This window comes from Pseudomonas sp. T1.Ur, from assembly GCF_023516725.1.
GTDB lineage: Bacteria > Pseudomonadota > Gammaproteobacteria > Pseudomonadales > Pseudomonadaceae > Aquipseudomonas > Aquipseudomonas alvandae.
The window spans coordinates 3771579-3785926 of sequence record NZ_JAMGSN010000001.1 but is presented as its reverse complement, the minus strand read 5'-3'; the positions used below and the strand labels follow the sequence as shown (position 1 = coordinate 3785926).

General features: G+C 61.2%; 13 protein-coding genes. 7 read left to right on the top strand and 6 right to left on the bottom strand.

Annotated features, from left to right (window positions below; translation table 11 throughout):
- Positions 1-494: 494 nt before the first annotated feature.
- The 5 genes from M8Q45_RS16805 to M8Q45_RS16785 form a co-directional block, all read right to left on the bottom strand.
- A complete protein-coding gene (locus M8Q45_RS16805; RefSeq protein WP_249875667.1) occupies positions 495-764 on the bottom strand; it encodes a DUF3613 domain-containing protein in 270 nt (89 codons plus the stop codon).
- A gap of 22 nt (positions 765-786) precedes the next feature.
- Positions 787-1500: a tetratricopeptide repeat protein gene (locus tag M8Q45_RS16800; protein ID WP_249875666.1), complete on the bottom strand. Its 714-nt coding sequence runs from the start codon at positions 1498-1500 to the stop codon at positions 787-789.
- Between the two features lie 56 nt (positions 1501-1556).
- Positions 1557-2780, bottom strand: a complete 1224-nt coding sequence (locus M8Q45_RS16795; protein ID WP_249875665.1) for a type II and III secretion system protein family protein — start codon at positions 2778-2780, stop codon at positions 1557-1559.
- Between the two features lie 473 nt (positions 2781-3253).
- The gene (locus M8Q45_RS16790; RefSeq protein ID WP_030137683.1) at positions 3254-3661 is read right to left on the bottom strand and encodes a PA2817 family protein; all 408 of its coding nucleotides are present in this window, start codon (positions 3659-3661) and stop codon (positions 3254-3256) included.
- Between the two features lie 230 nt (positions 3662-3891).
- Positions 3892-6339 carry an acyl-CoA dehydrogenase gene (locus M8Q45_RS16785; protein WP_249875664.1) on the bottom strand — a complete coding sequence of 816 codons (2448 nt, stop codon included), beginning with the start codon at positions 6337-6339 and terminating at the stop codon, positions 3892-3894.
- Positions 6340-6633: 294 nt separating this feature from the next.
- Here M8Q45_RS16785 and M8Q45_RS16780 point away from each other — a divergent pair, with 294 nt between their 5' ends.
- The 3 genes from M8Q45_RS16780 to M8Q45_RS16770 all read left to right on the top strand — a co-directional run bounded on the left by M8Q45_RS16780 (position 6634) and on the right by M8Q45_RS16770 (position 9100).
- Positions 6634-7257 (top strand): glutathione S-transferase family protein, encoded by a 624-nt coding sequence (locus M8Q45_RS16780; RefSeq protein ID WP_249875663.1) that lies wholly within the window; start codon positions 6634-6636, stop codon positions 7255-7257.
- Positions 7258-7391: 134 nt separating this feature from the next.
- A complete protein-coding gene (locus M8Q45_RS16775; RefSeq protein ID WP_249875662.1) occupies positions 7392-8324 on the top strand; it encodes an ABC transporter ATP-binding protein in 933 nt (310 codons plus the stop codon).
- Positions 8321-9100 (top strand): ABC transporter permease, encoded by a 780-nt coding sequence (locus M8Q45_RS16770; RefSeq protein WP_181289921.1) that lies wholly within the window; start codon positions 8321-8323, stop codon positions 9098-9100. Before M8Q45_RS16775 ends, M8Q45_RS16770 begins: the two co-directional genes overlap by 4 nt.
- A 163-nt stretch (positions 9101-9263) precedes the next feature.
- Here the strand turns inward: M8Q45_RS16770 and M8Q45_RS16765 are convergent, their stop codons facing one another.
- Entirely contained in the window at positions 9264-9779 is a 516-nt protein-coding gene (locus M8Q45_RS16765; RefSeq protein ID WP_249875661.1) for a DUF2062 domain-containing protein, read from the bottom strand.
- 144 nt (positions 9780-9923) lie between these two features.
- On the opposite strand from M8Q45_RS16765, the gene M8Q45_RS16760 reads away from it, so the two are divergent.
- The 4 genes from M8Q45_RS16760 (at position 9924) to lpxK (ending at position 14337) form a co-directional block, all read left to right on the top strand.
- Entirely contained in the window at positions 9924-12170 is a 2247-nt protein-coding gene (locus M8Q45_RS16760) for a DNA internalization-related competence protein ComEC/Rec2 (protein ID WP_249875660.1), read from the top strand.
- A gap of 96 nt (positions 12171-12266) precedes the next feature.
- The gene (pocA, locus tag M8Q45_RS16755; protein WP_249875659.1) at positions 12267-12902 is read left to right on the top strand and encodes a flagellar polar localization protein PocA; all 636 of its coding nucleotides are present in this window, start codon (positions 12267-12269) and stop codon (positions 12900-12902) included.
- On the top strand, positions 12899-13327 hold the full coding sequence (gene pocB / locus M8Q45_RS16750; RefSeq protein WP_249875658.1) for a flagellar polar localization protein PocB: 429 nt from the start codon (positions 12899-12901) through the stop codon (positions 13325-13327). Before pocA ends, pocB begins: the two co-directional genes overlap by 4 nt.
- Positions 13327-14337: a tetraacyldisaccharide 4'-kinase gene (lpxK, locus tag M8Q45_RS16745; protein ID WP_249875657.1), complete on the top strand. Its 1011-nt coding sequence runs from the start codon at positions 13327-13329 to the stop codon at positions 14335-14337. The genes pocB and lpxK overlap by 1 nt, the downstream gene beginning before the upstream one ends.
- The last annotated feature ends 11 nt before the right edge of the window (positions 14338-14348 follow it).

Below are 14348 nucleotides of genomic sequence, written 5' to 3'. Positions count from 1 at the left end.
GCATGTGCCGCATATCCGCCGCGGATCCAGTGTGGGAGCGAGCTTGCTCGCGAAAGCGGTGGGTCAGTCAATGCAGGTGTTGGCTGTGGTTCCGCCTTCGCGAGCAAGCTCGCTCCCACAGGGTTTGTGTTGATGCCTGTGCCGCATATCCGCCGCGGATCCAGTGTGGGAGCGAGCTTGCTCGCGAAAGCGGTGGGTCAGTCAATGAAGATGTTGGCTGTGATACCACCTTCGCGAGCAAGCTCGCTCCCACAGGGTTTTGTGTTGATGCTGTGCCGCATGTCCGCCCCGGATCCAGTGTGGGAGCGAGCTTGCTCGCGAAAACGGTGGGTCAGTCAACGCAGGTGTTGGCTGTGATGCCGCCTTCGCAAGCAGGCTCGCTTCCACCCGGCTTGCTTCAATCCGCGCCTTCAAGCCAAAAGACCGCAGCCTCCGGCAACGCCTACATCAAGCATAGGGTTGTCGGAGGCTGCGGTCTTTTGGCTTGCAACGCTTCACTCACTCTTGCTGACGTCTCCTCCCATGTCCTGGTCGAAGAACATCGGGATCGGGTAAGTAAAGCTGTTGAGCCAGCGCTGCATGGCCAGTTCGCGTTCGGCGGCCGAGGCGGTTTGCAGGTTGGTGGAGGCCACCACGCCACGGATTTGCAACTGCATCCAGCTCTCGGTCCCTTGCTGCGCCGCCGAAGACGGGCCGGGTTCGATCGCCCAGGCGGAGGTGGACAGGCAAGTCAGGCATACGATCAACAATTGTTGGGTCTTCATCTCTCGGACTCCTCGAAACGCGCTACTTGACCGCGCCGGTAGAGGCATCGACGACCTCGGTCAGGCGGTTCGATTGTGAGGTCGTTGCATTACCGGCAGAGCCGCGGATTTTTTCCGCACGGGCTTGTGCATCCGCCACCTGTTGGGGGCTCAGCTTGGCCATGCTCGCCAGTTCCGCCGCCTGCTTCCAGTTGTCCTGGTAGATCAGCAGGGGCACCATGTTGAGCGCAGCCAACGTGTTTGACTGCTGCAGTTCCATGGCCGTCATGAACTCGAAGCGGGCTTGGGGAATCCGCTTTTGATTGAGGTAGACAACCCCCAGGTCATTGCGGATTTTTCCTTCGGTGGGCGCCATCTTTGCTGCGCGTTCGAGGTGTTCCGTGGCGTTGGCGTTGTCATTCTTGGCAGCGGCCAATTGACCAAGACCATGTTCCCCGTCAGCAGCCAGACAAGTTCCAAGCAGGCTTTTGTACAAAGGCTCGGCTTCGCTGCGTCCCATCAGGCGTAGCACCCGGGCCTTGCGCAAACGCACCTGGACCAAGTCTTCGGGCAAGCGTTCGAGGTTCGCCAGGCTGGCGTACAAACGACCTTCATTGGCCATGTCATCGGCCAGGTTCAGGGCCAGTTCCTGGTCGGCGCCGGGCTTGGCGCAACTGGCCGCGCTTGAAGCCACGGTGCCATGGCTGGCACAACCGGCGAGCATCAAGGTCGCCGTTACCGCGATTATCGCTTTCATCCCATGCCCCTTGGAAACCGGTTGAATGGCTGGCGCTTCGCACTGCACGTAGCGGCTCATTGGGACAGCCCGCTGCGGTTATCGAACTCGCCATGTTCAAGGAAGTACATGCGGTAGAAATTCGGGTCGTAATTGCGCAGTTGCTCGCCCGGCAAAGTGGGCAGTTGCGCGTCGGCGGCCAGCGGTTGGACCAGGTGCGGGGTGACAATCATCAACAGCTCGCGTTCTTCGCGGTTGATGGAGTTATCACGAAAGAATGCGCCGAGAATGGGTATATCCCCCAAGCCGGGAAACTTGTTCACTTGTGAGCTGTTGCGGGTACTGATCAGGCCGCTGATGACGAAGCTTTCGCCATCGGCCAGAGCGATGCTGGTATCGGTGCGGCGCACGGTCAGGGCGGGTACCAGCGTCCCGGCGATATTCACGGCGTTGGTGAAATCCAGTTCGCTGACTTCGGGCGCGACCTTCAACGCGATGCGGTTTTTGCCGATCACGGTGGGGGTCAGGGTCAGGCGGATACCGAACTCCTTGTACTCGATGGACACGTTGTCGCTGCCGGCACTGGGCACGGGAATCGGCACTTCGCCGCCGGCCAGGAAGCTGGCGCTCTGCCCGCTGAGGGCCACCAGGCTTGGCCGCGCCAGGGTGTAGGCGAAGCCGCTGCCTTCCAGGGCGTTGATCATCAATAGCGTCTTGCCGGTGGCGAACGACAGGTTGAACATATCGTTATTGACCGGCAGGGAGGGCCGGACGATACCGCCGACGGTGGGCAAGGTCCTCGGCGAGCCAAACAGGAAATTGCCTCGTGTGCCGAGAATGGAGGTCGAGGCCTCCTTGAGTTTGGTCCGGCTGACTTCGACGAAACGGATGTCGGTCTGCACTTGGGCGAGCAGCATCGGGTCGTCCGACGGCACGCTTGCTGCGCTGGTCAGCGCGGTGGTGGCTCGGCCTGTCACGAAAACCATGCTTTGACGGGGAATTTTCGAACAGGCCGTCCACACCATCAGGCTGGTGGCGCCGGGCATGAGGCCCGTAAGAATGAAGGCATCGTTGCCGCTGGGTTGTACATCGGCGATTTTCGGATCGCCCACCGCCAGCTTCGTTACGGGGGCAAGAATACGCAGCTCGTTCTGCAGGCCCTGGCCAACCTCGAAGGTGGCGGGCAAATTGTCCAGTTGGGAACAACTATCCGCCGCAGCGTAAGCCGCATCCAGGCCGAGGCCCATCCAGAACAAACCATGAACAAGGTGTTTCAACGCGGGCACGGTACGATAGCTCATAAAATGATCCTCGACAGACAGGCCGTCCTTAGGCTAACCAGTGCCTCGGATCATTTATGGGGCCCGGGCTGCCCCCCCATTTTCATCAAATCACTCAATGTCGCCGGCAATTGGCCTGGCACATTGGACGTCCTGACTGGATGGCACGCTGTACTCAGCACATCTTGAAACGCCCTTGATAACCGGGCTGGCGAGCAGAATGACGGTTGCCAATCAGGTCGGCTATGGATCGGTTCGCCTGTTCCCTCCTCGCTTCTGATTGACAGTAGTTCAACAATGGCAAAGCGCCACGGACCGTGTGAAAAAAACGTCTAAAAAGTGACGGGGGCGAAAAGCATGGGGTGATGGGCGTCAATAATCTGTCTTTTGCTGTCATTCAGCAGGACAAATCCCAGGCGCCGCGATCAACAAAAAGCCGCAAAAAAGCCCGCAGGGTTTAAAACCGTGCGGGCCTTTGCATTGCTGTTTCGCGTTCAGTGCTTGCTGTCCTGATCCGACATTGCCAGCAATTGTTTTTCCTGGTTCCAATCGAAGGGCTCGTCGTTTTGTTCTGCTTCGAAACGACGCTCCTCCAGGGCCTGGTACAGACTGATTTCTTCGTCGGGCATGTAGTGCAGGCAATCACCGGCGAAATACCACAGCAGGTCGCGGGGGACCAGGTGGGCAATCTGGGGATAACGGACGATCACCTGGCACAGGAGATCCTGACCCAGGTACTGGCTTTCGATCGGGTCGACGGGCAGTTGCGCGCGCAGGTCATCAAAGCGCTCCAGGAACAGCGCATGGCTTTCTTCGGGAACCTGTTCGGCCTCACCCACGGCGACCAGGATGCTGCGCAAGTGGTCAAGCAAGACAAGGTGATCGGCAACGACATTGGACACGAGATAAGTCCTCAAGAGCAAAACGGGCGCAGGAGTATAAAGCGCCTGCGCCTGCTTTTACATGCTAGGCCCTGTACGAAATGTATCCGCACTCGCCCATCCTGCATTGAAACGGGGCTCGGAATGCTCATGTACTCCAGTACACTGCGCTTCCTCGCCCCGTTTCGCCTTGTCTGGCCTTCGCGCAAACACATTTCCTACAGAGCCTAGTGATCAGATCGCCGCCTGGATCACCGGACTTTGTCCTCGGCGAGCGTCAAAGCTTCCTTGTCGAAGTCATCCACGTCGATGACCTTGCGCCGTGCCGCCTCCGCCGCCCGCAGGGTCTGTGCTTCACCGGCTTGCAACACGCCTGCTTCCAGGGCTGCCTCGATGAGGTGTTCTCCGGGGGCCGGATCGAGCTGGCCCTGCTTGAGGGCGGCATGGATTTTTTTCTGCAGCGGATGGGCGGCGGCCAGCAGGTCGGCAGCGTGTTGCAGCGCGCCCACCGGATCGTCGGTTGATTGCGGGCGATAGCAGCCCTGCAGCAACTCTTCCAGGGTCGGGTCGCCCTTGGAACGTCCGATAACAGCCGCGACCTCGGCATCGAGCCTGTCGCTCGGCCCCTTGTGCCGACGACCCAAGGGGAATACCACCAGGCGCAACAGGCAGCCCAGCACCCGATTGGGAAAGTTGCCCAGCAGTTCGTCCAATGCGCGCTCCGACTGGCCCAGGCTTTCTTCCATGGCCCACTGGAACAACGGCGCCATATGATCCGGTGAGTCAAGGTCGTGGTAGCGCTTGAGCGCGGCCGATGCCAGGTAGAGGTTGCTCAGCACATCCCCCAGGCGCGCGGACAAGCGTTCGCGACGTTTGAGTTCGCCGCCCAGCAACATCATGCTCAGGTCCGCCAGCAGGGCGAATGCTGCCGCCTGCCGGTTGAGGGCGCGGAAATAGCCCTGGCTCAGGGCGTTGCCCGGCACGTTGTCGAAATGCCCGAGGCCCAGGTTCAAGACCAGCGTGCTCGCCGCATTGCTGATGGCGAAACCGATGTGCTTGAGCAGCAACCCGTCGAATTCGAGCAACGCCTGGTCCTTGTCTTCGCGGGTGGCCAGGGCCATTTCCTTGAGGACGAACGGATGGCAGCGGATGGCGCCCTGGCCGAAGATCATCAAGTTGCGCGACAGGATATTCGCGCCTTCCACGGTGATGAAAATCGGTGCGCCTTGCCAACTGCGCCCAAGATAATTGTTCGGCCCCATGATGATGCCCTTGCCGCCATGCACATCCATGGCGTGGCTGATGCATTCGCGGCCGCGTTCGGTCAGGTGATATTTGAGGATCGCCGACAGCACCGAGGGTTTTTCGCCGAGGTCCACCGCGTTGGCGGTCAGCATGCGCGCGGCGTCCATCAGCCAGGCATTGCCACCGATCCGCGCCATGGCTTCCTGGATGCCTTCGAACGCCGACAATGGCACGTTGAATTGTTCACGCACCTGGGTGTACTGGCCGGTGACCAGGCTGGTGAACTTCGCCGCGCCGGTACCGACCGCCGGCAGGGAAATCGAGCGGCCGACCGACAGGCAGTTCATCAGCATCATCCAGCCCTTGCCGAGCATGGCCTGGCCGCCGATGAGGAAATCCAGTGGAATGAAGACGTCCTTGCCCCAGTTCGGTCCGTTCATGAAGGCGGCGCCAAGGGGCAGGTGGCGACGACCGATATTCACGCCGGGCGTATCGGTGGGGATCAGCGCAAGACTGATTCCCAGGTCTTCTTCGTCGCCGAGCAAGTGGTCCGGGTCATAAGCCTTGAAGGCCAGGCCAAGGAGCGTGGCGACCGGCCCGAGGGTGATGTAGCGTTTTTCCCAGTTCAAGCGCAGGCCGAGGGTTTCCTGGCCTTGCCATTCGCCCTTGCAGATGATCCCGGTGTCTGGCATCGCCCCGGCGTCGGAACCGGCCAATGGACCGGTCAGTGCGAAGCAGGGGATGTCATCGCCACGGGCCAGTCGCGGCAGGTAGTGGTTGCGTTGTTCGTCGGTGCCGTAATGCAGGAGCAGTTCCGCCGGACCGAGGGAGTTGGGCACCATCACGGTGGAAGCCAGGTCACCGCTGCGGGTAGCCAGCTTCATGGCTACCTGGGAATGGGCATAGGCGGAAAACCCTTTGCCGCCGTATTCCTTCGGAATGATCAGGGCGAAGAAACCGTGCTCCTTGATATGTGCCCAAGCTTCTGGCGGCAGGTCCATGGCCTGGCCGATCTGCCAATCGCTGACCATCGCACAGAGCGCTTCGGTTGGGCCGTCGAGGAATGCCTGTTCTTCTTCGGTCAGTTGCACCTTGGGATAGGTCAGCAGCAGGTCCCAGTCCGGCCGGCCGCTGAACAGTTCGCCATCCCACCACACCGTGCCCGCGTCGATGGCATCGCGCTCGGTCTGAGACATGGGGGGCAGGGTCTTCTGGAACCAGTCGAACATCGGCGCGCTGAAATATTTGCGGCGCAGGTCCGGCAGCAGCAGCGGCGTCGCAATGGCGGCGAGCACCAGCCAGAGAACGAGCATCAGCCAGCCGGGCGCATGGCTGGCAATCCCCATCGCCAGCAGGTAGACCGCGACAATACCCAGCGCCGGTAGCGGGGCGGTGCGACGATGCGCCAGCCAGGCGACCCCGACGACCAGAACCAGTATCCACAACAACAGCATATGTGATCCTCCGTGAACCAAGGCAAAACCGACCTTCAGAGCTTAGACGGCCCATGCAAAACCGGCGGCAGGCGCAATGGGACTGATTTCGTGGGAAACCCGCCATGTATTGCGCCAGTCTGGTTGGCAACAGCCGTGGGAAATCGTTCGTTGCCAAAGTGAGAAAACGACATTGTTTGGCGTAAATGCCCTGTCAGCTCGGGAAGGTCTAGCGGCGCACACTTGCTCAGTGATTTGAGCCATTGCTGATCCGGCGTATGCTGCTGCGGCATTTATCCATCGAGGGAAGCCGTGATGCTGAAGATCTGGGGCCGAAAGAATTCATCGAACGTGCGCAAGGCGTTGTGGTGCGCCGAAGAACTGGGGCTCATCTATGAGTCCGTTGATGCAGGCGGCGCGTTCGGTGTGGTGGACACGCCCGAATACCGCGCGAAGAATCCCAACGGCCGGGTTCCGATGATAGAAGACGACGGCTTCGTGCTCTGGGAGTCGAACACCATCGTCCGGTATCTGGTTGCTCGCCACGCCCCGGATTCCGCCTGGTACCCCGCTGACGTGCAGGTCCGGGCCACGGCGGAAAAATGGATGGATTGGACGACGTCGAGTTTTGCCGCACCGTTTCGCACGGTGTTCTGGGGCGTCTTGCGCACCCCGGCCGAGCAGCAGGATTGGGCCGCCATCAAGGCCGCAATCAAGGAGTGCGATGACTTGCTCGCGATGGTCGACCATGCCTTGGGCGAACAGCCTTTCCTGAGCGGTGATCAAATCGGCATGGGCGATATCCCCCTGGGCAGTTTCATTTATGCCTGGTTCGAGATGCCCATCGAGCGCGCCGCGCTGCCCAATGTACAAGCCTGGTACGCACGGCTCCAGCAGCGTCCGGCCTATCGCAAAGCCGTGATGACCACGTTGACTTAATACTTACTATCGACACGCTTCACTGTACTTGTGCGGCGACGCCACGCACCATTGCCTTCGTGCGGGTGGTTGCATTGCTCGTCGCACGCCCTTATCTATTCTTCTCTTTTCCCCTTCTTGGTGCGTAATCCGATATGAGTTCCGCTCTGTCCATACGGCAGTTAACCAAAACCTACGGCAACGGTTTCCAGGCCCTGAGTGGTATCGATCTGGACGTCGCCGAAGGTGATTTCTTCGCCTTGCTTGGCCCTAACGGCGCCGGCAAGTCCACCACCATCGGTATTCTTTCCACCCTGGTGAACAAGACCAGCGGCACGGTCAACGTATTCGGCCATGATCTGGACCGCGAGCCCGCCGCGCTCAAGCGCTGCATTGGCGTGGTGCCCCAGGAATTCAATTTCAACCAGTTCGAAAAGACCTTCGATATTGTCGTGACCCAGGCCGGCTACTACGGCATTCCGCCAAAGATCGCCAACGAACGCGCCGAGCAATACCTGACCCAACTGGGGCTGTGGGACAAGCGCGACGTGCCGTCACGCTCGTTGTCCGGCGGCATGAAGCGCCGCCTGATGATCGCCCGTGCGTTGGTGCACGAACCGCGCCTGCTGATTCTCGACGAACCGACCGCGGGCGTGGACATCGAGCTGCGCCGTTCGATGTGGACCTTCCTGACCGAGCTGAACCAGAAAGGCATCACCATCATCCTCACCACGCATTACCTGGAAGAGGCCGAACAGTTGTGCCGCAATATCGGCATCATCGACCATGGCACCATCGTCGAGAACACCAGCATGCGGCAGTTGCTGAGCCAGTTGCATGTGGAGACCTTCCTGCTGGATCTCAAGCATGACCTCAGTGTCGCCCCGCAGCTCATCGGCTACCCGGCTCGGTTGCTCGACGGCCATACCCTGGAAGTCCAGGTCGACAAATCCGCCGGCATCACCGGGCTGTTCACTCAACTGGCCCTGCAAAACATCGAAGTGCTGAGCCTGCGCAACAAGACCAATCGCCTTGAGGAGTTGTTCGTGTCCCTGGTGGAAAAAAACCTGGCGAAGGTGGCGGTATGAGTTCCGAACTGCGACCCAACCTGATCGCCCTCAATACCATTGTCTACCGTGAAGTCCGGCGCTTCATGCGGATCTGGCCGCAGACCCTGCTGCCCCCGGCCATCACGATGGTTCTGTACTTCGTGATCTTCGGCAACCTGATCGGTCGGCAGATCGGCGACATGGGCGGCTTCACGTACATGGACTACATCGTGCCGGGACTGATCATGATGTCGGTGATCACCAACTCCTACGGCAACGTCGTATCGAGTTTCTTCGGCAGCAAGTTCCAGCGTTCGATCGAAGAACTGATGGTCTCGCCGGTTTCGCCCCATACAATCCTGATCGGCTTCACTTTGGGTGGTGTGTTGCGAGGGTTGGCGGTGGGCCTGATCGTGACCTTGCTGTCGCTGTTTTTCACGGACCTGCAGGTGCATCACCTGGGGGTGACGATCCTGGTGGTAGTCCTGACGGCCACGATCTTTTCGCTGCTGGGTTTCATCAATGCCGTGTTCGCGCGCAACTTCGATGACATCTCCATCATCCCGACCTTCGTGCTCACGCCGCTGACTTACCTCGGTGGCGTGTTCTATTCGATCTCGTTGCTGCCACCGTTCTGGCAGACCGTGTCCCTGGCCAACCCGGTGCTGCATATGGTCAACGCGTTTCGCTATGGGATCCTTGGGGTCTCGGACATTCGGATCAGTATTGCGATTACGTTCATGCTGGTGGCGACTGTTGTGCTTTATGTGGGGTGCGCGCGGTTGTTGGTGAGCGGCCGCGGGATGCGCACCTGACAAGACGCGGCGCCTTCTTCGCGAGCAAGCCCGTTCCCACACTGATCTATGTCGAACGCTGATCTGGCGTTCACTGACTATCGAATGTGTGGGGCTTGCTCGCGAAGAGGCCAATAAGAACACCACAAAAAAGGCCTCCATTCCCAGGAGGCCTTTATGCATCTCACATACGGCTTTTTTTGCGCCGACGCCACTGTCGCGCCACCCACCAGCGCCAGTAACTCATGGTCACGAAGTAGGCCAAGGCCCCAAGCACCAGCCCGGTCACCACCGAACCCAGCAAAAACGGCTGCCACAACGTTGACAATTGATTGGTAATCCACGCCCAGGTCAATTCGTCCGGCAGCGTACGGGCGGGTACGTCCATCAGCCAGGCGCCGGTTTGATAGGTACAGAAAAACACCGCAGGCATGGTGATGGGGTTGGTCAGCCAGACCAGGCTCACGGCAATCGGGATGTTGCCGCGAACGGCGACGGCCAATGCGGCGGCCACGAGCATCTGCAACGGTATCGGTAGAAAAGCAGCGAACAGGCCAACGGCCATCGCCCGCGCCACTGAATGGCGATTGAGGTGCCAGAGGTTGGGATCGTGCAGCAGGGTGCCAAGAAAGCGTAAGGATTTGTGTTCCCGAATGCTCGCAGGGTCAGGCATGTAGCGTTTGAATAGGCGCCGGGGCATAAGGCTTCTCGGTCGGGTCAAAGCAGTCAGGCCGCAAGTATGTCCGGATTCTACGGCCGGCAGATTCAGACTTTGTGACAATTGATAACGTTCGGGGTGCCGCAGACCGGCTAAGCCTTAGAGGGAACTCTCAAGGATGGGCTTATGCGCACAGCGATGATCGCGCTCGCACTCGGGTTGCTGGTCCCGATTTTCTTACCGGCCTTGCCGCCGCTGTGGCTGATCGTGGCGATGGCGATGGCAGCGCTGGTCATGTTGCCGTTTCGCACCCACCCGGCCAGTTTTTTTCTGCTCGGATTGGCCTGGGCCTGCGTTGGGGCGCAGCTTGCGCTGGATGACCGATTGCCCGCTGCCCTGGACGGTGAAACCCGCTGGGTCGAGGGAAACATCGTTGGTTTGCCGCAATACGGTGAGGGCATGGTGCGTTTCGAGCTGGCCGATGCCCACTCCCGACGCACGCGCTTGCCTGCATTGATGCGTCTGGCCTGGTATGGCGGGCCGCCGGTCAAGAGCGGTGAAAAGTGGCGCCTGGCAGTGAAGCTCAAGCGGCCCGTCGGGTTGCTCAACCCCCATGGTTTCGACTACGAAGCGTGGCTGCTGAGCCGCGGCATCGGCGCGACCGGCAGCGTCAAGGACGGCTTGCGGGTGCAGCCGGCCCAGGGCGCTTGGCGCGATGGGGTGCGCCAGGCGTTGGCAAAGGTCGATGCCCAAGGACGTTCCGGTGCGCTGGTGGCGCTGGTCCTTGGCGACGGGGCTGGATTGAGCCGCGAAGACTGGCAAGTGCTGCAAGACACCGGCACGGTCCATCTGCTGGTGATTTCCGGCCAGCACATCGGCTTGTTCGCTGGCCTGGTATACCTGCTGGTGGCTGGCGCGGCGCGTTATGGCGTTTGGCCGGCGCGTCTGCCGTGGTTGCCCTGGGCCTGCGCCCTGGCGTTCGCCGCAGCCCTGGGCTACGGTTTGCTCGCCGGATTTGAAGTGCCGGTGCGGCGGGCCTGCACGATGATCGGTCTGGTGTTGCTGTGGCGCTGGCGTTACCGCCAGGCCGAACCTTGGTGGGCCTGGCTGCTGGCCTTCATTGGCGTGTTGATGTTCGATCCGCTGGCGAGCCTGCGCCCCGGGTTCTGGTTGTCGTTTGCCGCCGTCGCGATATTGATGTTCACCTTCGGCGGTCGCCTGGGCCCTTGGCGCTGGTGGCAGACCTGGACCCGAGCCCAGTGGCTGATTGCGCTCGGCCTATGCCCGTTGTTATTGATCCTTGGCTTGCCGGTCAGCCTGAGCGGTCCGTTGGTCAACCTGGTGGCGGTGCCCTGGATCAGTTTGCTGGTATTACCCTCGGCACTGCTTGGCACGGCGTTGCTGCCGGTTCCGGGCGTCGGGGAAAACCTGCTGTGGGTCGCCGGTGGGTTGCTCGATCTGCTGTTCAAAGGCCTTGAACTGGTTGCAGGGCGAATGGCGGCCTGGATGCCTCCCGCTGTCCCGTTTTGGGCGCTGTGTATCGCGGGGCTCGGCGCTGTGCTGTTGTTGCTGCCCAAGGGCCTGCCACTGCGTGTCCTGGGTTGGCCGATGTTGATGCTGATCGTGTTTCCTCCTCGGGAACAGGTGCCCCACGGACGCGCTGAAATCTGGCATTTGGACGTCGGCCAGGGGCTGGCAGTCCTGGTGCGTACCCATCGGCATGCGTTGCTATATGACGCGGGGCCACGCTTTGGCGAAGCCGATGCAGGCGAGCGCGTGGTGGTTCCGACCTTGCGCAAGCTTGGTGTGGAACGGTTGGACCTGATGCTCCTCAGCCACGCCGACGCTGATCATGCCGGCGGAGCACAAGCGGTGCGCAATGGGTTGGCGACGACTCGGGTGATCAGTGGCGATCCTGATGCGCTGCCCGCTGATCTGCTGGCGGGGCCATGCGACAGCGGCGAGAGCTGGGAATGGGATGGGGTCCGGTTCGAGCTGTGGCGCTGGGCGTCAGCGGTCGAAAGCAACCAGAAGTCCTGCGTCTTGCTGATCGAAGCCGACGGCGAGCGGTTGCTGTTGACCGGAGATATCGATGCCCACGCCGAGCGAGCCATGCTCGATGGGCCGTTGGGGGCGCCGATTCATTGGCTGGCCGCGCCGCATCATGGCAGTCGCAGTTCGTCGTCGATGGCGCTGCTGGCGCATCTCAAGCCGCATTCGGTATTGATTTCCCGAGGGCGAAACAACGCATTCGGCCATCCGCATCCCTGGGTCATGCAACGCTATAGGAAATTGGGCATGGCGATCCACGACAGCGCCGAGCAGGGCGCCATTCGTCTGCAACTGGGTGCATTCGGACCCGCGCACGCCGAGGCTGGGAATCGCCGCTACTGGCGCGAGCCGCCGTCTGCTGGGCCGCCGCCCCGGCATTGACCTGCCTCAGTGTTGTGGGTTGCGTTGTTGGCTGGGCGGGCCTGCACGGCGAGTCTGTATGATAAAGTGGCGCACTTTTTCGAGGGGGCTGTCACTGTGTGGGAATTGGTCAAATCCGGCGGCTGGATGATGTTGCCGATCATTCTGAGTTCCATCGCGGCACTGGGTATCGTTGCCGAACGCCTGTGGACCCTGCGGGCCAGTCGCGTAACCCCGGAGCATTTGCTCGGGCAGGTCTGGGTCTGGATCAAGGACAAGCAACTGAACAAGGACAAGCTCAAGGAACTGCGGGCCAGTTCGCCGCTGGGAGAAATCCTTGCCGCGGGCCTGGCCAACTCCAAGCATGGTCGCGAGATCATGAAGGAATGCATCGAAGAGGCGGCGGCCCGGGTCATCCATGAACTGGAGCGCTACCTCAATGCCTTGGGCACCATCGCCGCGATGGCGCCGCTGTTGGGCCTGCTGGGTACGGTACTGGGCATGATCGATATTTTCAGCGCCTTTACCGGTAGCGGCATGACCACTAACGCCTCGGTGCTGGCCGGCGGTATTTCCAAAGCCTTGATCACCACCGCCGCCGGTTTGATGGTGGGGATCCCCTCGGTGTTTTTCCATCGTTTCCTGCAGCGCCGCGTCGACGAACTGGTGGTCGGCATGGAGCAGGAAGCCATCAAGCTGGTCGAGGTGGTTCAGGGCGACCGTGATGTGGACCTGGCCGGGGGCAAGAAGTGAAATTCCGCCGCAAACCACGGGAAAACATCGAGATCAATCTCGCGTCGCTGATCGACGTGGTATTCATCCTCCTGCTGTTTTTTGTCGTGACGACCACGTTCACCCGGGAAACCCAGCTCAAGGTCGAATTGCCGGAGGCCGTCAGTGGCTCGCCGGCTGAAGACCAGCAATTGAAGAACCTCGAAGTCACGATCAGCGCCGAAGGGACGTTCTCGGTGAACAACCATTTGCTGCCCAAAAGTGACCTCGCTAGCCTGATCGAGGCCTTGCAGAAGGAATCCGGCGGTGACACCAGCCTGCCGCTGTCCATCAGCGCCGACGGCAAGACGCCCCATCAATCGGTCATCACTGCCATGGACGCAGCCGGCAAGCTCGGCTTCAGCCATCTGCGCATGACGACGGTCGAGGCGGCACCTGCACCTTGATGGCCATGTCCGATCGATTGCTTGCCGCCTGGTATGAAGGGCATCCCGCCTTGGCGCTGCTACGACCGCTGGAATGGCTGTACCGCCGCGTCGTGGTCGGCAAGCGCGAGCGTTTCCTGGCGGGCGAGGGCGAGATCTACCAGCCGCCCGTGCCGCTGGTCGTGGTCGGCAATATCACCGTGGGCGGCACTGGCAAGACGCCGTTGATCTTGTGGATGATCGAGCATTGCCAGCGCAGTGGCCTGCGGGTCGGCGTGGTCAGCCGGGGTTACGGTGCCAAGCCGCCGCATTTGCCATGGCGAGTCGAGGCCAGCCAAGGCGCCGGCATCGCCGGTGACGAGCCATTGCTGATTGTCCAGCGCACCGGCGTGCCGTTGATGATCGATCCCGATCGCAGCCGGGCTGTCCGGGCTTTGCTGGAGGCCGAGCCGCTGGACCTGATCCTGTCGGACGACGGCATGCAGCATTATCGGCTGGCCCGCGATCTTGAACTGGTATTGATCGACAACGCCCGTGGCCTGGGGAATAGGCGTTGCCTGCCCGCCGGCCCGTTGCGCGAGCCGGTCGAGCGCCTGCAATCGGTCGATGCCGTGCTCTTCAACGGCGCCGCCGCTGATCGCGAAGACGGCTTTGCCTTCGAGTTGCGGCCCACCGCGCTGGTCAACCTGGCCAGCGGTGAACGATGCTCCCTCGACCACTTTCCAGCGGGCCAGGCCCTGCACGCCGTGGCCGGTATCGGCAATCCCCAGCGTTTCTTCAAGACCCTCGAAACGCTACACTGGCGGCCCATACCGCACGGGTTTGCCGACCATGCCGAATACAGCGCCCAGGCCTTGAGCTTCACGCCGTCGCTGCCGGTGGTGATGACGGAAAAGGACGCAGTCAAATGCCGCGCCTTCGCCGCGCCCGACTGGTGGTACCTGGCGGTGGACGCAGCTCCGTCGCCGGCCTTCGCGGCCTGGTTCGATACGCAGCTGATGCGCCTGTTGCCGGATCGACTCTTGCCTTAACACGTTTTATC

Bases quoted from the DNA above. Each gene is read 5' to 3' on its own strand.
- M8Q45_RS16785 (WP_249875664.1), bottom strand. From the start codon at position 6,339: ATGCTGTTGTTGTGGATACTGGTTCTGGTCGTCGGGGTCGCCTGGCTG.
- M8Q45_RS16805 (WP_249875667.1), bottom strand. From the start codon at position 764: ATGAAGACCCAACAATTGTTGATCGTATGCCTGACTTGCCTGTCCACC.
- M8Q45_RS16765 (WP_249875661.1), bottom strand. From the start codon at position 9,779: ATGCCCCGGCGCCTATTCAAACGCTACATGCCTGACCCTGCGAGCATT.
- M8Q45_RS16760 (WP_249875660.1), top strand. From the start codon at position 9,924: ATGCGCACAGCGATGATCGCGCTCGCACTCGGGTTGCTGGTCCCGATT.
- M8Q45_RS16800 (WP_249875666.1), bottom strand. From the start codon at position 1,500: ATGAAAGCGATAATCGCGGTAACGGCGACCTTGATGCTCGCCGGTTGT.
- M8Q45_RS16795 (WP_249875665.1), bottom strand. From the start codon at position 2,780: ATGAGCTATCGTACCGTGCCCGCGTTGAAACACCTTGTTCATGGTTTG.
- M8Q45_RS16770 (WP_181289921.1), top strand. From the start codon at position 8,321: ATGAGTTCCGAACTGCGACCCAACCTGATCGCCCTCAATACCATTGTC.
- M8Q45_RS16780 (WP_249875663.1), top strand. From the start codon at position 6,634: ATGCTGAAGATCTGGGGCCGAAAGAATTCATCGAACGTGCGCAAGGCG.
- lpxK (WP_249875657.1), top strand. From the start codon at position 13,327: ATGGCCATGTCCGATCGATTGCTTGCCGCCTGGTATGAAGGGCATCCC.
- M8Q45_RS16775 (WP_249875662.1), top strand. From the start codon at position 7,392: ATGAGTTCCGCTCTGTCCATACGGCAGTTAACCAAAACCTACGGCAAC.